We start from the raw sequence: 23,103 nt of genomic DNA on the forward strand, positions 1-23,103 counted from the left end.
CTTAAATGATAAGGAGAACTACATGAACGAAGAACAATTTGTACAAGCCCTTCATGAACAAGGAATAGATTTGAGTAATACACAAATAGAACAATTTCAAACTTATTTTAGGCTACTAGTGGAATGGAACGAAAAAATGAATTTAACAGCAATAACTGATGAAGCATCCGTATATTTAAAGCATTTTTTCGATTCCATTAGTGCTTCTTTTTATGAAGATTTAACAGGAGAATACACTCTTTGTGATGTTGGGGCTGGAGCCGGTTTTCCTAGTATTCCTCTAAAAATTTGTTTTCCTAATTTAAGTGTCACAATTGTAGACTCATTAAATAAACGAATTCAATTTTTAACTCACCTAAGTCAAGAACTTGGTTTAACAAATGTTCATTTTGTTCATTCCCGTGCAGAAGACTTTGGGCAAAATAAGGAATATAGAGAAAATTATGATATCGTTACTGCAAGAGCTGTTGCAAGACTTTCCGTGTTATCTGAACTTTGTCTTCCTTTAGTAAAAGTTGGAGGGAAATTTATAGCGATGAAAGCTGCTAGTGCTTCAGATGAACTTAAGGATGCTTCAAAAGCGTTATCTGTTTTAGGTGCAGAAAAGACTGCAGATTATTCTTTTCTGTTACCAATAGAAAATAGTGAAAGAACGTTGTATGTCTTTTCTAAAACTAAAAGCACACCGAAAAGATACCCTCGAAAACCAGGTATTCCAAACAAAACACCAATTATTTAATGAGGAACGTTCCACGTGAAACATTTAATGTATAATAATATTAACCGTGAATATTTTGTGTATAGAGTTTCGAAAAGGTGGTGCGAGTAAGATGAAAAGTCCGTTTTCACGTTTTTTTGGTAGTTCTGAAAAACAGGGACAGGATGAAATGATTGAGCCAAGGCAAAATCATTTAGAAGAAGTTTTAAATATAGCAATTGAGAAAATAGTCCCTAACAGATACCAACCGAGGACTGTTTTTGATGACGATAAAATAGAAGAACTAGCAAGAACCATTCATACTCATGGTGTGATTCAACCAATCATTATCCGAAAAATGGATGATGAAAAATACGAGATAATTGCTGGAGAGCGTCGCTTTAGAGCGATGACCAAATTAAAGTGGACCGAGGTTCCAGCAATAATCCGTAATTTAAGTGACAAAGAAACGGCTTCTATTGCTCTAATAGAAAATTTACAGCGAGAAGAACTAACAGCTATAGAAGAGGCCGTTGCTTATCAAAAATTATTGAAATTACACGAACTAACTCAAGAAGCATTAGCACAACGTCTAGGTAAGGGACAGTCTACAGTTGCGAATAAACTGAGATTACTAAAGTTACCTCAAGAAGTTCAAGAAGCTATTATGAAAAAAGAACTTTCCGAAAGACATGCTCGCGCTTTAATGCCTATTAAAGAAATAGAGACACAAATAGATCTTATGAATATGGCTATTGAAAAACAGTGGAATGTGAAACAACTAGAAGAAAAGGTTAATGAAATCATTAACCCACCTGAGAAAAATGGAAAAAAAGATAAGTCAAAACGAAAAGTAATAAGTAAAGATGTGCGTATTGCATTAAATACAATTAAACAATCTTTATCGATGGTTACTAAAAGTGGTATTAATATTAAAACCGAAGAAGAAGATACTGAAGAATTTTATCAAATTACCGTAAAAATACCTAAAAAGAAATCATAAAATACTATCTTATTTCAACTCTCGCATAAAAATTGCGAGAGTTTTTCTTTTGTAACAAGAATATCACCCATTTCTCATTCGAAATTTGATAGAATATAATAGTGGCAATTAATATAGCTAGAAAGTAGGTGCAAGAGTGGGAAGAATTATAGCAATCGCCAATCAAAAAGGTGGGGTAGGGAAGACAACTACATCCGTAAATTTAAGTGCCTGTCTTGCATACTTGGGGAAGAAAGTATTACTAGTTGATATAGATCCACAAGGAAATGCTTCGAGTGGAGTAGGAGTTAATAAAGGTGAGGTTCAGCAATGTATTTATGATGTGCTCATTGATGACGTACATGTCAAAGAAACTATTCTAGAAACAAAAGTAGAGAATTTACATATAGTTCCGGCTACTATTTCCTTGGCTGGTGCAGAGATAGAATTAGTATCTACCATTTCCAGAGAAGTTCGCTTAAAAAGAGCATTACAGGAAGTGCAAGATCTTTATGATTATATTGTTATAGATTGTCCACCATCTTTAGGGTTATTGACCATTAATTCATTAACTGCTTCTGATGCAATTATTATTCCAGTACAATGTGAGTTTTATGCTTTAGAAGGTTTAAGTCAATTATTAAGTACAATACGTTTAGTTCAAAAGCATTTAAATAAAAACCTCGCTATCGATGGAGTGTTACTTACAATGTTTGATGCTCGCACAAATTTAGGTATTCAAGTAATTGAAGAAGTAAAAAAGTATTTTCAAGATAAAGTATACAAGACAATTATACCTAGAAATGTTCGACTTAGTGAGGCACCAAGTCATGGGGAACCTATTATTATTTACGATCCGAAGTCTAGAGGAGCAGAAGTATACTTAGAACTAGCGAAGGAAGTGATTCGTAATGGCTAAAGGATTAGGAAAGGGTATTAATGCACTTTTCCCAGGAGAAGATTTAGATTTAGACCAATTAGAACAGGTTGAACAAATTTTCATAACCGATATCAAGCCAAACCCTTTTCAACCTCGTAAAATATTTGATGAAGAAGCTATGAAAGAACTTTCTGAATCTATTAAGGAACACGGCGTACTGCAGCCCATCATTTTGAGGAAAAAAGGTTCGAAGTTTGAAATTGTTGTAGGAGAAAGAAGATTTAGAGCATCTCAGTTAGCCAATTTAGAAGTAATTCCTGCAGTAATAAGAGAACTTAATGACCAACAGATGATGGAAATTGCAATTCTTGAAAACCTGCAAAGAGAAGATTTGACAGCTATTGAAGAAGCTGAGGCATATCAAAACTTAATAGAGAATTTAAACTTAACACAAGAACAACTTGCTTTTAGATTAGGAAAAAGCAGACCACATATTGCAAACCATATTCGTTTACTATCTTTACCTCCTGTTGTTAGAGATGCAATCTCAGATGGTATTTTAACTATGGGACACGGAAAAGCTCTTCTTGGGTTAAAGAAGAAAAAGTCTATACCGTTAATTATGCAAAAGACTATTAAAGAAAACTTGAACGTTAGACAACTAGAGGCTTTAGTTCAACGTTTAAACGAAAATGTTCCACGTGAAACAAAGAAAGTTCAAAAAGACATTTTTACTAAAGAAAAAGAATCAGAGCTTAGAGAAATATTTGGAACTCCCGTTTCAATTATTAAAAATAAGGACAAAGGTAAAATCGAAATAGAGTTTTATTCCGATGATGATTTAGAACGAATATTACAATTGTTAGAAGATTAAGAACCTATTCCTTAGGCCATGCCTAGGAATAGGTTATATTTTTATAAATTGGAATGAGGCATAGAAATGGTTTTGTTAGGGACATTGGTCAATGCTGTATTAATAGTAATAGGTGCATTAATAGGAAGATTATTAAAAGGAATTCCGGAAAATATGAAGCAAACAGTTATGAATGCAATAGGCATAGCGGTTGCTTTGTTAGGTATTCAAATGGGATTAGAAAGTAATAATTTTGTATTAGTTATTATTAGTATTGTTTTAGGGGGAGTATTAGGTGAGTGGATTGATTTAGATAAATGGTTAAATCGATTTGCTCAGTATTTAGAAACTAAAATGGGATCTAAAAAGCAAGGAGGGGGTATCGCACAGGGGTTTGTTGCAGGTACATTAATATTCGTCATAGGAGCAATGGGAGTATTAGGAGCTCTCAACAGTGGATTACAAAATGACCATGAGCTATTAATTAGTAAAGGGATAATAGATGGCTTTACCTCTATCGTGTTATCTGCAACTCTGGGGATAGGAGTGCTTTTCTCTGCAATTCCCGTAGCAATTTATCAAGGATCGATTGCATTGTTTGCTACTCAAATTACAAAAATAATACCAGAAGCTGCCCTTGAATTGTTTCTACAAGAGATGACAGCTACTGGTGGTATTATGATTATTGCAATTGGACTTAACCTTTTGGGGATAACAAAAATAAGGGTAGCGAATCTACTGCCAAGTTTAGTTATCGTCGGCATTGCTGTTGCTATTATTTATAACTTTTAAATTGTAACGATGCCACGCTAATAGTAGTGAACGAGAGATCACTCTCCCCATTTCGTAAGTGAGATGAAGGCGAGTACTTTGCAAAACATTATATTCCATGAAACCGCCAATATTAACAATTGCTTTAATAGAGACTTCTCCGATAGGTGGTAATTCTTTTTTTACTGCTTTACCAGGATACAATGGACCAGGATGGACAATAATTTGTCCAATATTGTTTGCATTTCCTAAGCAAGCATCTATAGCTATGATATAGGGAGCTGTAGAAGATTTGCGAAGAGTATCTGTAATTTCTTCAATATTAAGTGCATGCAAAGGATTATCTAAGGTACCTATAATTTCAAATGGAAATGACTTAAGCTGGGTTAAGAAAGAACCGGTCATCGGTCCTAGCGCATCGCCAGTAGAACGATCAGTACCAATACAACAAAATACTAGATTTGGATGGTCAAATGGTATTTGTTCTATAAAGAAGTTACTTAATCGCCAAATTACACCTGTTTCCTTATAATAAATAGTAGAAGGTTCGGTAATAGTAGTAGCATAAGAGTTCATATAATTACTCACTTTCTTTTTAAAGCCAGTATATGCATCTAGGAAATTATTTATTCAAGTGAGGTGGAAAGAAGTTATATGGAAGCAATGATTCAAAGTTGGAAGGATTATTTATTTAAAGAAGAGACTTGGGTTCAACTTGGGCTCATAGTTATTAAAGTAATCATTATTTTAATAGTAACTGCTCTTACGATAAGAATTGGTAAACACATTATACAAAAGGTTTTCTTAGTCAGACAGAGGAGTCCTTTAGGATATTCAGAACGAAGACAAAACACATTACTAAAGCTTCTTCAAAATGTTTTAACTTATGTTGTTTATTTTAGTGCTATTATAGCTATTTTGACTACTTTTGGTATTCGAGTGGCCGGATTGCTAGCAGGTGCAGGGATTGTTGGTCTAGCAGTTGGTTTTGGTGCTCAAAGTTTAGTGAAGGATGTTATTACTGGATTTTTTATAATCTTTGAAGATCAATTTGCCGTGGGGGATCAAGTACAGATAGGGACAGCCAACGGAATTGTACAGGAAATAGGTTTACGTACAACAAAAGTGAAAAGTTATACAGGGGAACTTCACATAATTCCGAATGGTAGCATTCTAGTTGTCATAAACTATTCCATTTATAACTCGCTGGCGTTAATAGATATTAGTGTTGCACCTGAAAATGATATTCCATCTATGGAAAAAAACATGAAGGAATTTCTTGAAGAATTACCTAACAAGTACGAAGATCTTGTTAAAACACCTAGTTATCTAGGTGTCCAAAGTTTTGATGCATCTGAAATAGTTGTACGATTCACCGCTGAGACTATACCAACGAAACAAAACATTGTTGCTAGAAAAATTAGAAGAGATTTAATAGAGTTTCTTGAACAAAAAGGCATTAAAATTTCATGAGTCATTAATTTTTACTAAAGAAAATAAGTAGGTGATAGAATGGAGAAAAAACAATTTCAGTTAAACGACATTGTAGAAATGAAAAAACAACATCCATGTGGAACAAATGCTTGGAAAATCATTCGTATGGGGGCAGATATCCGTATCAAATGTGAAGGATGCCAGCACAGTGTGATGATACCTAGAAAAGAATTTGAAAAAAAGATGAAAAGGCTTATTGTACAAGCTAATGCTGAGTAATGATAGACTTTTACCTCTAAAATCAATATAATGAACAAGTTGTATATAAAGTGAAACTTGGTTGAAAATAATGAAGGGTTGTGACATATATGGCGTTAACTGCAGGAATCGTAGGATTACCAAACGTAGGGAAATCTACATTGTTTAATGCAATAACAAAAGCTGGAGCTTTGGCAGCAAACTATCCTTTTGCTACTATTGATCCAAACGTTGGAGTAGTTGAAGTACCTGATGCACGTTTAGACAAATTAACAGAACTAGTAGTACCAAAGAAAACCGTTCCTACTGCATTTGAATTTACTGATATCGCAGGAATTGTGGAGGGTGCAAGTAAAGGAGAAGGACTTGGAAATAAATTCCTTGCCCATATCCGTGAAGTAGATGCAATTTGTCAGGTTGTACGATGCTTCGAAGATGAGAACATTACACATGTATCTGGAAAAGTAGATCCAATCTCTGATATTGAAGTGATTAATCTTGAGTTAATATTAGCCGATTTAGAAAGCGTTGATAAACGCCTTGCTCGCGTCATTAAAATGGTAAAACAAAGAGATAAGGAAGCCCTAGCAGAAGAACCAGTTCTTACTCGTTTGAAAGAGGCTTTTGAAGCAGGGAAACCTGGTCGTTCGGTTGAGTTTACAGAAGAAGAGCTACGTGTAGTAAAAGGATTTCATTTGCTAACTACGAAACCAATGCTTTATGTTGCGAACGTTTCAGAAGATGATATTATGGCAGAAGAAGAAAATGAATATGTACAAAAAGTACGTGCATTTGCAGCTGAAGAAGGAGCACAAGTAATATTAATATGTGCAAAAATTGAAGAAGAGATGGCAGCTCTAGAAGATGAAGAAAAGGCAATGTTCTTAGAAGAACTAGGAATTAAAGAATCTGGCTTAGATCAGTTGATTAGAGCTTCCTATTCATTAATAGGTCTAGCTACATACTTTACAGCTGGCGTACAGGAAGTACGTGCTTGGACATACAAAAAAGGGATGAAAGCACCTCAATGTGCGGGTGTCATTCACTCGGACTTTGAAAAAGGTTTTATTCGTGCGGAAACAGTTGCCTATGATGATTTAGTAGAAGCTGGATCGATGGCTGCTGCAAAAGAAGCAGGTAAGGTTCGTTTAGAAGGAAAAGAATATATTGTACAAGACGGAGATGTAATGTTGTTCCGCTTCAACGTATAATAGCAAAAAAGGATCAGTGATTTATCACTGATCCTTTTTTGAAGAATAAAGTATATAAAAGTGTCCGGTGAACACTGGGATCATGGGACTTGAAAGAACGAAAAATACTCTTGATTTCCGTTTCAGGTGGACGCTTTCCGCGGGCACGGCTTCAATCTCCTCGTCACTACGAAAACATATGCTCCTGCGGTTACTCGTCGCAAAGACATTGGTCAAACAAGGATTGACCAATGTCTTTCCTGCGGGGCTTTCAGCTCGTGCTATTCCCGCTGGAGTCGCCACCTTTCACTCCAATCAATAAAGAGTGTAGTACCTCCATTTAAGATTTAGCATAGCTTATCGCTAAGGAGATTAGTTTTAGTTAATGTTGGAAAAAACTTTCTGAAATTACAGTTGAACTTGGGATGTCGCTATTACTTAATGATGCTGAAGTAGATTTTCTTTCATACTAGTGGAAATGAGGAGAAATAGTAAGCATATACTAAATAAAGAAGTAAGATAGCGAACGAAATTGTATCTTCGAGAGCTTGCTCTATTAGTAGGGAAGGATCTTTTCTCTAGTTATCCAGAAACGCACTAACCTGTTTCTAAGATTTGTAGGAGGGCGACGGACAGGCAAACGCCATAAGATTACCGGAAAAAAGGGATATTGGTTGTGACGGACGTCACAACCAATATCCCTAAAAATCCCCTCGGTAATCATATAGTAAAAAGTCTGTCCAAAGCCCTTCGGAAACGCATAGAACCAGGTTTTGAACTTAAGGATTGTTCTTGTTAATCCTTCTTTAATACATATAATCTAGGCTTCTCTGGATCATCTTTGATCAATAAGTCGTTTGGATATTTTCGGAGCTCTTTGTACATGGCAAAGTCACCAGCTGCACCAGCGATCAGCCAAGCACCTAAAAGAACGAGCAAAAGAGAGCCTATCCAAAACCCTATAATCATTGGTAAAACACCAGTTAACCAAAAAGGAAGTAATAATGCCTTTTTCATGGCACTGTTTTGTAATGGAATAATAGTTGTAGCATAAGCGACCCCCATTTGAAGATTAACCCCATAATCCATACTACTCCAAGGTGCTTTACCAAAAATCCAAAATCCAACAAGGTGAAAGCACTCGTGTAAAACGATTAATACTACATAACCGATTAAGAACCAGAGAAAGCTCCAAAATGAGAAAGTGATTTCTGTAATATCCGTTATCCAAGGGAAAAGAAGTAATCCTATTATAGATAAACCGATAGTTAATCCAATACTTTCCCAAGCAACCTTTTTCAAATTAATATCAATTACAACTAAAATTTCTTCCTTATTTTCCATAGAATCCTCCTATTTAAAAATAAATATACCTCAATGAGTAATATAATGACAATCATCCTTGATACGATAGATAAACTATGTTACAATTCATTGATGTGAGTAATAGAATTACTTGCTCCTTGTCGGCTTTCAATAGTCGGCCAAAGACCATAGGGAGGTGTAAATAGATGAGAAAGTACGAATTAATGTACATTATTCAACCAGCAATTGAGGAAGATGCGAAGAAAGCTTTAGTAGAGCGTTTCCAAGAAATCTTAACTTCAAATGGTGCAGAAATCATCGAAGCAAAAGAGTGGGGTAAACGCCGTTTAGCTTACGAAATCAATGACTTACGTGAAGGATTCTACCAAATCCTTAAAGTAACTGCTGATTCAAAAGCAATCGATGAATACACACGTTTAGCTAACATCAATGAAGACATTATCCGTCACATTGCTGTTCGTATCGACGATATTAAAGTTAAAGCAAAAAAATAAAATTGACTAAAAAAGCTGATCAAGGGAGGTTGTTTACTGATGATTAACCGTGTCGTTTTAGTTGGAAGACTAACAAAAGATCCGGAACTTCGCTATACACCAAGTGGTGTTGCAATGGCAAGATTTACACTTGCTGTAAATCGTACATTCTCCAACCAACAAGGTGAAAGAGAAGCTGATTTTATCAACTGTGTCGTTTGGAGAAAGCAAGCTGAAAACACAGCAAACTACTTGAAAAAAGGAAGTTTAGCTGGTGTGGAAGGGCGCATTCAAACGGGTAGTTATGAAGGACAAGATGGAAAACGAGTATATACGACAGACGTTGTCGCAGACAGCGTTCAGTTCTTAGAACCACGTAATAGCTCTGGCTCTGGAGATCGTAACCAAAGTGGACAATCATTTGGTAGCAATAACCAGCAGCAATTTTCAACACCTTCATATCAGCAAAGCCAACCTATGAATCAGCAAAACTATACACGTGTAGATGAGGATCCTTTTTCTAATAGTAGCGGACCAATCGAAGTATCGGATGACGACCTACCGTTCTAAAAAGTATCATCCAGCATGTTTACTTTAATCGAAAAGGAGGCAACCTAATATGGCACCACGTCGCGGAGGCAAAAGACGCCGTAAAGTTTGTTACTTCACATCAAACAATATCACACACATCGATTATAAAGATGTAGATTTGTTGAAAAAATTCGTGTCAGAACGTGGAAAAATTCTTCCACGTCGTGTGACAGGAACTAGTGCGAAGTACCAACGTAAGTTAACACGAGCTATTAAAGTATCTCGTATCATGGCTTTACTTCCATTCTCTACTGAAGAGAGATAAGTATAAATTAGAAAGACCGGGAAACCGGTCTTTTTTTCTTTTTTATACACTTACAGTTGTATGTTTTATGTTCATTCTTAATTAGCTTCAGCACTGTGGGATTTTAGTTGTTGTAAAAAATCTGTTACAATGGATAGATGATTACATTAAAGGAAGGTTCCTAAATGCAAAGAAATCAAACAAGTTATTTAACATATGGAGCTGCAATGATAGCACTGTTTGCTATTTTATTGGCAATGTCTGTCTATGTTCCTGTACTCGGTTTTTTCACCTCTTTCGTTGTACCATTACCTCTTGCATGGTACAGTGCAAGATTTGAAAGAAAGCAAGCTGCATTTGTCGTTATTATTGCATTACTGATTTCTTTTATAATTGGTGGTGTTTTCGGGCTTATTTTTGGATTGTTAGTTGGTCCATTAGGCTTTATCATTGGAGACTCTATACGAGCTAAAAAGTCCAAGTTATATATGCTTATGGCAACAGGCCTGTTTTTACTTTTAATGACAGCTGCACAATACATATTATCCGTTTTATTTTTTAATATGAATGTTTTGAAGCAATTTATTGCGACCATTGAAGTATACTACGAACAACTGGGAAATATTATGTCTTCGGTTGGACAGTTGCCTGAGGGTTATGATGAGTTAGTTAGACAAAGCATTATACTTATTGAATCTATTATGCCTAGCTATTTTATTGGTGCTGTGTTTATAAGTGCTTGGTTATATTTAATCATTAATTTGCCCCTATTGAAAAAATTGAAATTAGATGTCCCGAAGTTTCCTAAATTCATGCATTTTAGACTACCTAAAGCAGTGTTATGGTATTATTTAATCGTATCTATATTCTCATTGTTTGTTTCCTATGAGGTAGGGACGTTTGGTTATTTATTATTCGTAAATGCCGCAATAATTTTGCGAGCACTGTTGTTTTTACAAGGTGTATCACTTATTCACTACTACTTTTACGTAAAAGGATTGCCAAAATGGTCTATGATATTTGCAACATTTTTTGCAATTCCATTATTTACGTTTACTATTATAGTAGGGGTATTAGATTTAGGATTTAATATACGAGGATTTATAAAAGACAGATACAAAAAATAAGGAGCTGATCTAGTGGCATCTTTTTTTAGAAAACGGCCAATTCGATATCCACTCATATTGTTCTTATTACTTAGTGGGGTTGCAACTTATTTGTTACTGTCTACCAATTTATTGATTGGATTATTATTTTCTCTAATGGTAATTGGTGTATTTATCTATGCGTGGATTATTGAACAACGTGTATATGAAGAGACAGAAAAACATATCGAAACTCTTTCCTACCGGATGAAAAAGGTAGGGGAAGAAGCCTTATTAGAAATGCCAATCGGGATCCTACTCATAAATGATCAGTACATCATTGAGTGGGCAAATCCATACATGACGCAGCAGCTTCCATTCGATACGATTATTGGTGAGGAGCTTCTTTCTATATCAAAGGATCTTCAACAGCTGAAGAAACAAGAAGAATCTAAAGAAATGGTCATTTCTTTAGATGAAAAAAATTATAAAGTGCTCTATAAAGCCGAAGAAAAGCTTTTATACTTCTTTGACATAACAGAACAAGTAGAGATGGAATCGCTCTATTACGGTGATCGAACCGTAATTGGTGTGCTATTTATAGATAATTATGATGAAATTTCACAGGGTATGGACGACCAAACAAGAGGAAGGCTTAATAGCATTGTTACTTCCTGTGTGAATGATTGGGGAGCAAAATACGGTATTTATGTGAAACGAATTTCTTCAGATCGTTTTTTAGCCGTTTTTAATGAATCAATCCTCGTAGAAATAGAAAAAAGTAAATTCTCCATATTGGATGATATAAGAGAAACTACCTCTAAATTTGGATTTTCGCTCACTTTAAGCGTTGGTGTTGGTGCAGGTTCCACTTCCCTTGTTGAACTTGGAGAACTTGCTCAGTCCAGCTTAGATTTAGTTTTAGGTCGTGGTGGAGATCAAGTAGCCATCAAGCATCCAAGTGGAAAAGTAAAGTTTTTTGGTGGAAAAACAAATCCAGTAGAAAAACGGACACGTGTAAGAGCCAGAGTTATCTCTCATGCTTTAAGAGATCTTATACAGGATAGTGACCAAGTATTTGTGATGGGGCACAAGATGCCAGATATGGATGCAATAGGTTCGGCTGTAGGTGTAAGAAAAATGGTTGGTATGAACAAAGTAGAGGGCTACGTTGTATTGGACAGTAATGAGCTAGACAATAGCGTGACACGATTAATGGATGAGATAAAGGAAGAACCAGAGCTATATAATCGTTTTATAAGTCCTGAAGAAGCGATCAGCAAAATGACAGATAAAACATTATTAGTTGTAGTTGATACACATAAGCCGAGCTTGGTTATTGATGAAAAGCTTCTTCAAAAGGCAGAAAAAATAGTTGTGATTGATCATCATCGGCGCGGGGAGGAATTTATTTCCAATACGCTGCTAGTTTACATGGAACCATACGCCTCTTCTACTTCAGAGCTGGTAACCGAACTAATTGAATATCAGCCTAAAAATGAAAAGCTATCCATGTTAGAAGCAACTTCTATGCTAGCAGGAATTATAGTAGATACGAAAAGCTTTACTTTACGTACAGGCGCAAGAACATTCGAAGCTGCATCCTATTTACGGACACACGGAGCAGATACAATTCTTGTTCAGCGGATGCTAAAGGAAGATATTGATACTTATATAGAACGTTCTAAAATCGTCCAAAACGTTGAATTTTTTAAAGAAGGTATTGCTATTGCTCATGGTATGGAAAACGTCTCCTACAGCCAGGTATTACTTGCTCAAACTGCAGATATATTATTGACGATGAATAATGTCGCAGCTTCTTTCGTAATAGGACGTAAAAGTGAATCTACGATTGGCATCAGCGCACGATCATTAGGAGATATCAATGTTCAAGTAATTATGGAAAAACTAAATGGTGGTGGACATTTAACAAATGCTGCCTGCCAAATGGAAGAAACCTCGATAGATGAAGCAATAGAACTTCTAAAAAATGCAATTATAGATACAATTGAAGGAGGAAATGAAGAATGAAAGTAGTATTCTTAAAAGACGTAAAAGGTAAAGGGAAAAAAGGCGAGGTAAAAAATGTTGCAGATGGTTATGCACATAACTTTTTACTTAAAAACAAATTAGCGGTTGAAGTAAACGCAGCTGCATTAAGTGCACTAGAAGGACAAAAGAAAAAGTCCGAGAAAGAAGCAGCTCAAGAATTGGCAGAAGCAAAAGATTTAAAAGAAAAATTAGAGCAGATAACTGTTGAGTTAAAAGCAAAGTCTGGAAGTGACGGTCGACTATTTGGTTCAATTACAACGAAACAAATTGCCTCTCAATTAGAAAAAACACATGGTATTAAATTAGATAAACGAAAAATGGAATTAGATGATGCAATTAGAGCATTAGGATATACAAATGTCCCTGTAAAACTTCATCATGAAGTTGTGGCGACACTAAAAGTTCTTGTTTCTGAAGAAGCGTAAGGAGAGAGGTAAATGAGCGATCCGATGTTGGACCGTGTACCGCCACATAACCAAGAAGCTGAACAATCTGTCATTGGCGCTATATTTTTAGAACCACAGGCATTAATTACTGCTGGTGAAATCTTGCTAGCGGAAGATTTCTATCGGGTAGCACATCAGAAGATTTTCCAAACAATGCTTCATTTGAGCGATAAAGGTAAGGCAATTGATGTTGTAACCGTGACGGAAGAGCTTTCTGCAAAGAAAGAATTAGAGGATGTTGGTGGAATTTCATATATAAGCGAAATTGCTAATGCAGTTCCAACAGCAGCCAATATAGCATACTACGCTAAAATTGTAGAAGAAAAATCTATTTTACGCCGCTTAATACGCGTAGCCACCACAATAGTAGAAGATGGTTTTACAAGAGAAGATGAAGTAGAAGCATTATTAGCAGAAGCCGAACGCAAAATGATGGAAGTCGCAAGCCGAAAAAATGCGGGTGATTTCGAACATATTAAAGATGTATTAGTGGAAACATACGATAATATAGAAAAACTTCATACGAGAAAAGGCGACGTTACCGGTATACCGACAGGATTCCGTGACTTAGATCGAATTACAGCCGGCTTCCAACGAAATGACTTGATCATTGTAGCTGCTCGTCCATCTGTAGGTAAAACGGCATTTGCTCTGAATGTGGCTCAAAACGTAGCGACAAAAACAGATGAAAATGTAGCAATCTTTAGTTTAGAGATGGGTGCAGAACAGTTAGTTATGCGTATGCTTTGTGCGGAGGGGAATATAGACGCTCAGGTTCTTCGTACAGGGGCATTAACAACTGAGGATTGGCGCAAGCTTACAATGGCAATGGGAAGCCTTTCAAATGCAGGTATTTATATTGATGATACTCCTGGTATTCGGGTAAATGAAATCCGGGCAAAATGTCGTCGACTGAAACAAGAGCATGGCCTAGGAATGATTTTGATTGATTATTTACAGCTAATCCAAGGTAGTGGAGGAAGCCAAGCAAACCGTCAACAGGAGGTCTCGGAAATTTCTCGTTCCTTAAAAGGTTTAGCTCGTGAATTGCAAGTTCCTGTAATAGCCTTGTCTCAGTTATCTCGTGGAGTAGAGCAGCGTCAAGATAAGAGACCAATGATGTCTGACTTGCGTGAATCTGGTTCTATTGAGCAGGATGCAGATATTGTCTCGTTCCTGTATCGTGAAGATTATTATGACAAAGAAACCGAAAATCAGAATATGATTGAAATTATTATAGCAAAACAACGTAATGGTCCTACTGGAACTGTTACACTGGCATTCGTAAAAGAGTTTAACAAATTCGTTAACATCGACTGGAGTCAACACCAAGCACCACCAGCATAATGAGAAAAGTGCAAGCGCCTATGTAGCCCTGACAAGCGCTGGAAGGATTTCACGTAAAGGTGTACTTTGCCTTTACTTGAAAGCCTGAAGCGACTCGAAGGGCTAGGCGCTGAAACTAGACAGATAGAAAAGTGCAAGCGCCACCGAGATTTAGAGATATGCTTGTAAACAAAATATAATTAAATAGCTTAATATAAAAACACGAACGATAAATGAAAGGGGTCATTTATTTGTTCGTGTTTTTACTTTAAATCAGTTGACTAAGTGCTTTTAGATTGGTACAATAACACTGTTTGAATCAGGACATGTAAAATGTCTGACGGAGGTGCTGGAAAATGCCATCAGTAGTAGTAGTTGGAACACAATGGGGAGACGAAGGTAAAGGGAAAATCACAGACTTTCTATCCGAAAACTCAGAAGTAATTGCACGTTACCAAGGAGGTAATAATGCAGGTCATACCATTATTTTTGGTGGAGAAACTTACAAGCTTCATTTGATTCCATCAGGGATATTCTATAAAGATAAAATCTCTGTTATAGGAAACGGAATGGTAGTGGATCCAAGAGCACTTGTAAAAGAGCTAAAAGGATTGCATGATCGTGGTGTTACAACTGAAAACTTACGTATTTCTAATCGAGCTCATGTTATTCTGCCTTATCACATAAAACAGGACGAAGTAGAAGAAGCTCGTAGAGGAGCAAATAAAATCGGAACAACAGGTAAAGGTATTGGACCAGCTTATATGGACAAGGCTGCACGTGTAGGAATCCGTATTGCTGACCTATTGGATTACGAAGTGTTTAAAGAAAAATTAGAAATTAACTTAGAAGAAAAGAATAGAATGTTTGAGAAGTTTTACGAAACAGAAGGATTTACTTCAGAAGAAATTTTAGAAGAATTCTATGCCTATGGACAAGAGATTGCCAAATACGTTACAGATACTTCAAAAGTATTAAACGACGCATTAGATGACGGTCGTCGTGTGTTATTTGAAGGTGCCCAAGGAGTTATGTTGGATATCGACCAAGGTACTTATCCATTTGTAACCTCTTCGAATCCAGTTGCTGGAGGAGTGACAATTGGAGCAGGAGTAGGTCCAACAAAGATTAATCATGTAGTAGGAGTTTGTAAAGCATATACATCACGCGTAGGTGATGGTCCTTTCCCAACTGAGCTATTTGATGAAATAGGAAACCAAATCCGTGAAGTTGGGAAAGAATACGGAACAACTACAGGTAGACCACGTCGTATTGGATGGTTTGACACTGTAGTAATAAGACATGCTCGTCGTGTTAGTGGCTTAACCGATTTAACGGTTAACTCAATTGATGTCTTAACTGGCTTAGATACAGTTAAATTATGTACTGCTTATAAATACAAAGGTGAGTTAATTACGGAGTACCCAGCAAACCTTCGTATGTTAAGTGAATGTGAGCCCGTATATGAAGAAATGCCAGGTTGGAGTGAAGATATTACTAAATGTAAATCACTTGATGAGCTTCCTGAAACAGCGCGACATTACTTAGAGCGTATTTCTCAGCTTACAGGTGTACAAATTTCCATTTTCTCAGTCGGACCAGATCGTACCCAAACGAATATTATTACAAGTGTTTGGAAATAAAAAGTAAAAAAACCATCAAGAGCACAAGCTTTTGATGGTTTTTTTGTCTATTAATGGAGATATTTGAAAAGGTTTTATTATGTAAATCTTCTATTATGACAAATATAACAAAGAATTCTATTGGTTTATGTATAATATATGAAAATTTTGGAGAAAGCTATTATATAAAAGTCTAGTGATTAGTTACAAGGGACTATTAAATGATAAAAAATGTAAAAATGATGAAATATATGGTATTAATACTACAGTTTCTTTACAACCTACTCCAAAGATACACATCTTCATTTCAAATATGTTAAATTAGAGAAGCGTGAAATGATAGAAGAGTTTACATACTGTCTGGAAGGGGCTTTATCATGTTTTTGAAAAGTAAGAATGAGGAACAGAAGGTATCGAAACCGGGTGTTCTTTCAAACGGAAAGTCAAATATAGTGAAAAAAGCAGCTATATCAGTTTTACTTATCTCGAGTATTTCGTTTAATATGGCTTTTGCAAAAGAAAGTGAAAGTAATACTTTAAAAGAAATATATCATATATATACGGATGGTCAATATGTTGGAACCATTTCGGATCAAACTAAAATACAATCTATGCTCGACAAAAAAGTTGAAAAATCTAGCTCCCAGTATAAAAATATGACTTTAACAGCTGGTTCTAACTTGTCGGTAGTATCAGAACAAGTATTTACACCAAATACAAATGATGAAACTACTCTTCAAAAGCTGGAAGGCTTAATCGAAGTAGAGGCAAAAGCATTTGCATTATCGGTCAATGACGAGATGGCAGTCTACGTCAAAGACATAGATGCTTACCATGAAGCTATTAGAAAACTAAAATTACATTTTGTTTCACAAGATGAATTGAACATACTGGAAGCTAGAAACAATACTAGTAATTCTTTACCCGAACTAAAAGAAAATGAAACTCGTATTGCTAATTTAATATTAAAAGAAAAGGTATCAGGAGTTACTGTTCAAACAGCACCTACGAAGATTGTTTCTCCAGATGATGCAGTGAAGCTTCTCTTAGAAGGAACATTAGAAAAAGAGGTATATGCAGTGGCACAAGGTGATGTATTAGGAACTATTGCTAGTAAGCATAATCTAACATCAGATGAACTAATAGCCTTGAATCCTGGAATAACAGATTCTAGCGTATTACAAATAGGTCAAGAGCTAAATGTAACAGTTCTAAAACCACTTATTAATATAGAAGTACAGTATGAGAAAAAGGTTAAAGAAACTATCGTACATACAAAAAAAGTAGAAGAAACAGAGAGTATGTATAAAGGGGATACAAAGGTAAAACAAGAAGGTTCAGATGGTCAAAAAGTGGCAACTTACCTAATTCGTAAAGAGAATGGGGTACAGGTTGGGCAATCAGTTGTGGAAGAAACGATTATTGTAGAACCAAAAGATCATATTGTTTTAAAAGGAACGAAAGTAATTCCTTCACGTGGCTCTGGTGCATTTGCTTGGCCAGCTGAAGGAGGATATATTTCTAGTAAGATGGGATATCGATGGGGACGTCAGCATGAAGGTATTGATATTGCACGACCAAGCGGCTTTACGATAAAAGCAGCAGATAATGGAATAGTAGTTGCAGCTGGTTGGGATGGAACGTACGGACAACGTGTCATTATCGACCACCAAAATGGATACAAGACAACGTATGCACATCTATCTTCTATTTCAGCTAAGGTAGGGCAAGTAGTCCCAACAGGAACTAAAATTGGTGTAATGGGAAGTACAGGTCGTTCTACAGGAACGCACTTACATTTTGAAGTTGAAAAAAATGGAGTTACGATTAATCCTTTAACTGTATTAAATAAATAAAATAATATATGAGACAGTTGCAATATATGGACTGTCTCTTTTTTATTCTTAGTAAATAATAATCTCATAAACTCGACCTCGTCGCCTGTAACGAAGATCCATTAATGTGTAATACTACATAAAGGGATTAGGGATAGCTTATTGCGAAATTTTTTTACTCAATTTTTTATTCTATTTTAGGTCACACGAAAAGAATATTTTTTTATAAAATTTCCTAGGAAATATTTCGACATAGGGTGTCGAATTATAGCGTTGCTACTACTTTAGAGATGCAGGAAGCCTGAAACAATGTTAAAGTAGATATTATTATTGTTAAAAATAATTCAATTGAGTTAAATATAGAATACTAGAAACAGGGGGAGTAAAAATGAGTAAAAAGATATTAGTTGTAGATGATGAAAAGCCAATTGCAGATATACTTCAATTTAACCTTAAAAAAGAAGGGTACCAAGTAGTTTGTGCATATAATGGAGATGAAGCATTAAAAAAGGTAGAGGAGGATCAACCGGATTTAATGCTATTAGATATTATGTTGCCTAACAAAGATGGAATGGAAGTTTGTAGAGAAATTCGAAAAAAATATGACTTTCCTATAATCATGCTGACAGCAAAAGATTCTGAGATAGACAAAGTACTAGGTCTTGAGCTTGGAGCAGATGATTATGTAACTAAACCATTCAGTACGAGAGAATTAATCGCTCGAGTTAAAGCAAATATGCGTAGACACCAAACTATTCAAGAAGATGCTGAAGTAGTGACAAATGATATTGTTATTGGTCCATTAACTATACAGCCAGATGCGTATCTAGTATTAAAGAGAGACGAAACAATTGAGCTTACACATCGAGAATTCGAGCTGTTGCATTACTTGGCAAAACATATAGGACAAGTTATGACACGTGAGCATTTACTACAAACAGTATGGGGTTATGATTACTTTGGAGATGTGCGTACAGTGGATGTAACGATTCGTCGCTTACGAGAAAAAATTGAAGACAATCCAAGCCATCCGACTTGGATAGTAACTAGAAGAGGCGTAGGCTACTATTTACGAAGTCCTGAACAGGAGTAAAAAGAATGCAAAAGGTTGGATACTTTAAATCGATACATGTAAAGATTGTGCTGATTTACGTATTACTTATCATTATTGCTATGCAAATTATTGGATTGTATTTTGTCCGTGGGTTAGAGGAAACATTAAAGGATAATTTTCAAACGTCGATTCGTGAACGTGTTAGCATATTGGAATATAGCGCGCGAGAAGAATTAATAAAAATACGAAGCGAAGAAGACCAAACAAAAGAACAAAGTTTACGTTCAATTTTGTCTAGTCTTAATTCGTATGATATTAAAGAAGTACGTGTAATCGATGCACGGTATCGAATTTTGGCAACTTCTGATAATAATAATCAGTCGATTGTAGGTCAACGGTCCATGAATGATTTGGTTCGAAAATCGATTACTGCAGAAGATGATTTTGATAGTATATCGCTGGATGAAGAAACACACAGAATATGGATATTAGCTACTCCTATTATTTATAAGGGAGAAGTAATTGGAACATTATATATAGAATCTAATATTGAAAATATCTTTGTTCAGATGAATGAAATTAATCAAATACTTGCAGGAGGTACAGCAGTTGCGTTAGTTATTACTGTCATACTAGGGATTCTAATCGCACAGACAATTACCCGTCCTATCGCAGATATGAGAAAACAAGCACAAGCTATGGCCAAAGGTAATTTTTCTAGAAAAGTTCGAGTATATGGCAGTGATGAAATAGGGCAGCTAGCAATTACCTTTAATCATCTGACGAATAGATTGCAAGAAGCTCAATCGACAACCGAAGCAGAGCGTAGGAAACTAGCATCTGTTTTAACCAATATGACAGATGGCGTAATAGCTACAGATCGCAAAGGTAGAGTTATCCTTATAAATGATCCAGCACTTAGACTTTTGCGCATACCTAGAGAAATGGTGTTAAATCGTCCAATTATATCTGTTCTTGGAATAGATCCTGAACATTCGTTTGAGGATTTAATCCATTTAAAAGAACCGATCAATTTGGATTTAAGCTCCATTGAACGACCATTTATTTTACGTGCAAATTTTTCAGTGATACAAAAAGAAACTGGTTTTGTTAACGGTTTAATTGCAGTATTACATGACAATACAGAACAAGAAAAAGTGGATATGGAAAGAAGAGAGTTTGTTGCGAACGTTTCTCATGAATTACGAACACCGCTTACGACCATGAGTAGTTATTTGGAGGCATTGGCTGACGGTGCTTGGAAGGATGAAGAAATTGCTCCATCTTTTTTACAGGTAACTCAAACAGAAACACATAGAATGATTCGACTAGTAAATGACCTACTTCAATTATCTAAAATGGATAGTAGAGATTATGATTTGAATCGAGAAATTGTCAATTTCAATCAATTCTTTAACCGCATTATCGATAGATTTGAGCTTTCCAAATCAGATCACGTTACGTTTGTCCGCATGCTTTCTAATAAGTCGTATTATGTAGATATCGATACGGATAAATTAACACAGGTAATCGATAATATTATTTCAAATGCGATAAAGTATTCCCCAGACGGTGGGAATATACGATTTGGCGTAGTAGTTACTGACTCGATTTTAAAAGTAATGATTTCTGATGATGGCATGGGAATTCCTTCTGAAAATGTTGATCGAGTCTTTGATCGTTTTTATAGGGTAGATCGTGCAAGAGCAAGATCTATGGGAGGAACGGGTCTCGGCTTAGCAATTGCCCGGGAAATGATTGAAGCTCATGGAGGTAAAATATGGGCAGAAAGTGAAGAAGGACACGGGACGACCATTTTCTTTACATTGGATATTTTAACGGATGAGGAAGGTGAGTGGGATTGAAATACATTGAGCATGTAAAATCCGTTGTTTTATTCTTACTTATAATCCTCAGCTTTACTTTAACTTTTTCTATTTGGACATTCTCTCCTGTCATTCAAACAAATGAGGCAGCTATTGTAGATATATCCATTGCCGAAAAAAAGAAATTAGAAGACATTATTAAACCGTATCGTATGATTATAAGCCAAGAAAATGTCCTAAAAGGATCATTTGCGAGTCAACCAATTGACTTTGTACTTAATAAAATGAAAACGTGGGAAATTCAAACGGTTGAGTTAGCTAGCAATAAAGTTAATATGGAGCAAATAAATGAGTTTATTAAAACCCCTAACCGTGCAAGTTTCTTTTTTACAGCAGATGTCCCTATAGAAATATTGGACAATATTTTAACCTTTGCAGATCATAATTTTCCTAAGGCTTATTTTAATCGATTAGTAATAGATTGGAATGAGGACAGCTCGGATAATATGAGTTTGTATTTTATCAGTACATCACAGCAGAAAATTTATAAGGCAACTGCAGAAAAAACGGATAAATTAGGGTTTATCGAGCGTACTATTGAGCAAGCTGACGCAATGCAAGTGTATAATGAAATTGTTAGAAACAACAAATTATCATTATACGTTTCATCATCACCGGAAAATATCATTAGTTATTCTTACTCTATTAAAGAAATTAATCCAAATAAGTTCAAGGATGCCCTTTTCAATAATCCTAGCCTAGTGAGAAGCAATTCTGTTAGTATGAGTGAACAACAATATACGGATGATAATGCATTAATGAATGTGAATTTTCCTTATAAAAGTTTAAACTATGTGCATCCTGCTTCCGAAAATGAAAATCCAGGGAATCCTCTAGAGCTCATTCAAAACAGCTTGAATTTTATTAATGAGCATAGTGGCTGGACAGATGACTATCGTTATTCACGGATGAACACCGCAAATCGCCAAATTAATTATCAATTGTATTTTGCAGGTCTACCTGTTTTTAGTAAGGATACATTAACAGAAATCTCGCAATACTGGGGAATTGACCGAGTGTATCGATACTATCGTCCTTTTTATACGCTTGATGTTCCTTTTCCTCTGAAAACGCGCCAAGTACAATTAGCTTCTGGGCAGTCCATTTATGATTTTCTTTCTACTGCCACAGATATTAATATGAATTCCATTGATGATGTGATGATTGGATTTTATTTATCTCGAGATGACGATCAATCTTTATTTAATCTTGAGCCTTCTTGGTATTACCAGGAGAGTGGGAGCTGGATTCGCATATCTCCAGAATTATTAGGAGGTGCAAAATTTGGATTGGAGTAAAACAAAGACTATATTCATAATAGTTTTTTCTATTTTAAATGTATTTTTATTGTCCCTATACTTGAATCGGTATAATGCATCTCAACAAATAGATAAACCTAATGATACACCTATTGAAGAAAAACTTATTCTTGACAATATAAAAGTTTTAGCCACAAACGATGAGATTAAAGAAGCTTCATATGTATCGGGTACCGTCCATAATTTTAACCAAGAGGAAATTGAAGAATTGTCTAACCAGACAATAGAAATAGCGGCTAAAGATAAAATAATCAGCACGTTCGATGAACCTATAAAGATAACAGATGAAAATACGTTAGAAAAAATAGTACATGAGCAAGTGATAAATGGTGCTGCTTATAGTCTTTGGAAAATAGATGAAGAAAATAATACTGCTATATTATTTCAACAAGTAAACAAACGACTCGTTTATTATAATTCGAATGCGAAACTACTAGTTCGCTGGAATGAAGAAAACGAACTTATTGGATATGAACAGACAATACTTGATGATTTAGAGAATTTTAATATGTCGCAAAAGCTGTTGCCTCATATGCAGGTGATCAATAAACTGTATGATAATTCGCTATTAAAACCAGATTCTATGATTAAAGAAATTAAACTGGGATATTCTACATTAGCTCAACTAACAGAGACGCAGGTCTTTGCACCAACATGGCATATACTTGTAGAACTTTTAGATGGAACAATCGAAGAATACTTTGTAAATGCAGTAGAGGGCAGAGTTGTTGATATTCAAACCGAGAAGGAACAAACAGCAGTAGAATAAGGAGTTTTAA

22 protein-coding genes and 2 pseudogenes are annotated in these 23,103 nt (G+C 35.5%); 22 read left to right on the top strand and 2 right to left on the bottom strand.

Annotated elements, in window-relative coordinates:
- Nucleotides 1–22: 22 nt before the first annotated feature.
- The 5 genes from rsmG (at nucleotide 23) to BLR36_RS13675 (ending at nucleotide 4,204) form a co-directional block, all read left to right on the top strand.
- Nucleotides 23–739, top strand: coding sequence for a 16S rRNA (guanine(527)-N(7))-methyltransferase RsmG (gene rsmG / locus BLR36_RS13655; protein WP_093062309.1), 717 nt, complete (start codon nucleotides 23–25; stop codon nucleotides 737–739).
- Nucleotides 740–830: 91 nt separating this feature from the next.
- Nucleotides 831–1,700 (top strand): nucleoid occlusion protein, encoded by an 870-nt coding sequence (gene noc / locus BLR36_RS13660; protein WP_093062310.1) that lies wholly within the window; start codon nucleotides 831–833, stop codon nucleotides 1,698–1,700.
- 136 nt (nucleotides 1,701–1,836) lie between these two features.
- Nucleotides 1,837–2,598, top strand: a complete 762-nt coding sequence (locus BLR36_RS13665; protein ID WP_093062311.1) for a ParA family protein — start codon at nucleotides 1,837–1,839, stop codon at nucleotides 2,596–2,598.
- The gene (locus BLR36_RS13670) at nucleotides 2,591–3,433 is read left to right on the top strand and encodes a ParB/RepB/Spo0J family partition protein (RefSeq protein WP_093062312.1); all 843 of its coding nucleotides are present in this window, start codon (nucleotides 2,591–2,593) and stop codon (nucleotides 3,431–3,433) included. Before BLR36_RS13665 ends, BLR36_RS13670 begins: the two co-directional genes overlap by 8 nt.
- A gap of 66 nt (nucleotides 3,434–3,499) precedes the next feature.
- On the top strand, nucleotides 3,500–4,204 hold the full coding sequence (locus tag BLR36_RS13675; RefSeq protein WP_093062313.1) for a DUF554 domain-containing protein: 705 nt from the start codon (nucleotides 3,500–3,502) through the stop codon (nucleotides 4,202–4,204).
- Here BLR36_RS13675 and yyaC read toward each other — a convergent pair.
- Complete coding sequence (gene yyaC / locus BLR36_RS13680) at nucleotides 4,160–4,759, bottom strand: spore protease YyaC (protein WP_093062314.1); 600 nt, start codon at nucleotides 4,757–4,759, stop codon at nucleotides 4,160–4,162. The two genes, BLR36_RS13675 and yyaC, sit on opposite strands and share 45 nt — an antisense overlap.
- Nucleotides 4,760–4,837: 78 nt before the next feature.
- Between yyaC and BLR36_RS13685 the strand changes: the two genes are divergently transcribed.
- From BLR36_RS13685 to ychF, 3 genes are all read left to right on the top strand, one after another.
- Nucleotides 4,838–5,656, top strand: coding sequence for a mechanosensitive ion channel family protein (locus BLR36_RS13685; protein WP_093062315.1), 819 nt, complete (start codon nucleotides 4,838–4,840; stop codon nucleotides 5,654–5,656).
- 39 nt (nucleotides 5,657–5,695) lie between these two features.
- Nucleotides 5,696–5,896, top strand: coding sequence for a DUF951 domain-containing protein (locus BLR36_RS13690; RefSeq protein ID WP_093062316.1), 201 nt, complete (start codon nucleotides 5,696–5,698; stop codon nucleotides 5,894–5,896).
- Between the two features lie 89 nt (nucleotides 5,897–5,985).
- Nucleotides 5,986–7,086 (top strand): redox-regulated ATPase YchF, encoded by a 1,101-nt coding sequence (ychF, locus tag BLR36_RS13695; protein WP_093062317.1) that lies wholly within the window; start codon nucleotides 5,986–5,988, stop codon nucleotides 7,084–7,086.
- 774 nt (nucleotides 7,087–7,860) lie between these two features.
- Here ychF and BLR36_RS13700 read toward each other — a convergent pair.
- Nucleotides 7,861–8,409, bottom strand: coding sequence for a DUF3267 domain-containing protein (locus BLR36_RS13700; RefSeq protein WP_093062318.1), 549 nt, complete (start codon nucleotides 8,407–8,409; stop codon nucleotides 7,861–7,863).
- A 167-nt stretch (nucleotides 8,410–8,576) separates the two neighbouring features.
- Here BLR36_RS13700 and rpsF point away from each other — a divergent pair, with 167 nt between their 5' ends.
- The 14 genes and pseudogenes from rpsF (at nucleotide 8,577) to BLR36_RS13765 (ending at nucleotide 23,093) form a co-directional block, all read left to right on the top strand.
- Nucleotides 8,577–8,885 (top strand): 30S ribosomal protein S6, encoded by a 309-nt coding sequence (gene rpsF, locus BLR36_RS13705; RefSeq protein ID WP_093062319.1) that lies wholly within the window; start codon nucleotides 8,577–8,579, stop codon nucleotides 8,883–8,885.
- A gap of 39 nt (nucleotides 8,886–8,924) precedes the next feature.
- Nucleotides 8,925–9,434, top strand: a complete 510-nt coding sequence (gene ssb / locus BLR36_RS13710; RefSeq protein WP_093062320.1) for a single-stranded DNA-binding protein — start codon at nucleotides 8,925–8,927, stop codon at nucleotides 9,432–9,434.
- A 49-nt stretch (nucleotides 9,435–9,483) separates the two neighbouring features.
- Nucleotides 9,484–9,720 carry a 30S ribosomal protein S18 gene (gene rpsR / locus BLR36_RS13715; protein WP_093062321.1) on the top strand — a complete coding sequence of 79 codons (237 nt, stop codon included), beginning with the start codon at nucleotides 9,484–9,486 and terminating at the stop codon, nucleotides 9,718–9,720.
- A gap of 164 nt (nucleotides 9,721–9,884) precedes the next feature.
- On the top strand, nucleotides 9,885–10,826 hold the full coding sequence (locus tag BLR36_RS13720) for a YybS family protein (protein ID WP_093062322.1): 942 nt from the start codon (nucleotides 9,885–9,887) through the stop codon (nucleotides 10,824–10,826).
- A 12-nt stretch (nucleotides 10,827–10,838) separates the two neighbouring features.
- Nucleotides 10,839–12,815 (top strand): DHH family phosphoesterase, encoded by a 1,977-nt coding sequence (locus tag BLR36_RS13725; RefSeq protein WP_093062323.1) that lies wholly within the window; start codon nucleotides 10,839–10,841, stop codon nucleotides 12,813–12,815.
- Nucleotides 12,812–13,261 carry a 50S ribosomal protein L9 gene (rplI, locus tag BLR36_RS13730; protein WP_093062324.1) on the top strand — a complete coding sequence of 150 codons (450 nt, stop codon included), beginning with the start codon at nucleotides 12,812–12,814 and terminating at the stop codon, nucleotides 13,259–13,261. The genes BLR36_RS13725 and rplI overlap by 4 nt, the downstream gene beginning before the upstream one ends.
- A gap of 12 nt (nucleotides 13,262–13,273) precedes the next feature.
- Nucleotides 13,274–14,629 carry a replicative DNA helicase gene (dnaB, locus tag BLR36_RS13735; protein ID WP_093062325.1) on the top strand — a complete coding sequence of 452 codons (1,356 nt, stop codon included), beginning with the start codon at nucleotides 13,274–13,276 and terminating at the stop codon, nucleotides 14,627–14,629.
- A gap of 335 nt (nucleotides 14,630–14,964) precedes the next feature.
- A pseudogene (locus tag BLR36_RS13740) lies at nucleotides 14,965–16,233 on the top strand (adenylosuccinate synthase); the annotation flags it as partial.
- Nucleotides 16,218–16,286 (top strand): annotated as a pseudogene (locus BLR36_RS19255) (hypothetical protein); the annotation flags it as partial. The pseudogenes BLR36_RS13740 and BLR36_RS19255, both read left to right, overlap by 16 nt.
- 321 nt (nucleotides 16,287–16,607) lie before the next feature.
- Nucleotides 16,608–18,086: a peptidoglycan DD-metalloendopeptidase family protein gene (locus tag BLR36_RS13745; RefSeq protein WP_093062327.1), complete on the top strand. Its 1,479-nt coding sequence runs from the start codon at nucleotides 16,608–16,610 to the stop codon at nucleotides 18,084–18,086.
- 367 nt (nucleotides 18,087–18,453) lie between these two features.
- Complete coding sequence (gene yycF, locus BLR36_RS13750; RefSeq protein ID WP_093062328.1) at nucleotides 18,454–19,158, top strand: response regulator YycF; 705 nt, start codon at nucleotides 18,454–18,456, stop codon at nucleotides 19,156–19,158.
- Between the two features lie 5 nt (nucleotides 19,159–19,163).
- On the top strand, nucleotides 19,164–20,984 hold the full coding sequence (walK, locus tag BLR36_RS13755; protein WP_093062329.1) for a cell wall metabolism sensor histidine kinase WalK: 1,821 nt from the start codon (nucleotides 19,164–19,166) through the stop codon (nucleotides 20,982–20,984).
- Nucleotides 20,975–22,303 (top strand): YycH family regulatory protein, encoded by a 1,329-nt coding sequence (locus tag BLR36_RS13760; RefSeq protein WP_093062330.1) that lies wholly within the window; start codon nucleotides 20,975–20,977, stop codon nucleotides 22,301–22,303. The genes walK and BLR36_RS13760 overlap by 10 nt, the downstream gene beginning before the upstream one ends.
- Entirely contained in the window at nucleotides 22,290–23,093 is an 804-nt protein-coding gene (locus BLR36_RS13765; protein ID WP_093062331.1) for a two-component system regulatory protein YycI, read from the top strand. The genes BLR36_RS13760 and BLR36_RS13765 overlap by 14 nt, the downstream gene beginning before the upstream one ends.
- Nucleotides 23,094–23,103 lie beyond the last annotated feature (10 nt).

The sequence above is a fragment of the Psychrobacillus sp. OK028 genome (genome assembly GCF_900103605.1).
Lineage (GTDB): Bacteria > Bacillota > Bacilli > Bacillales_A > Planococcaceae > Psychrobacillus.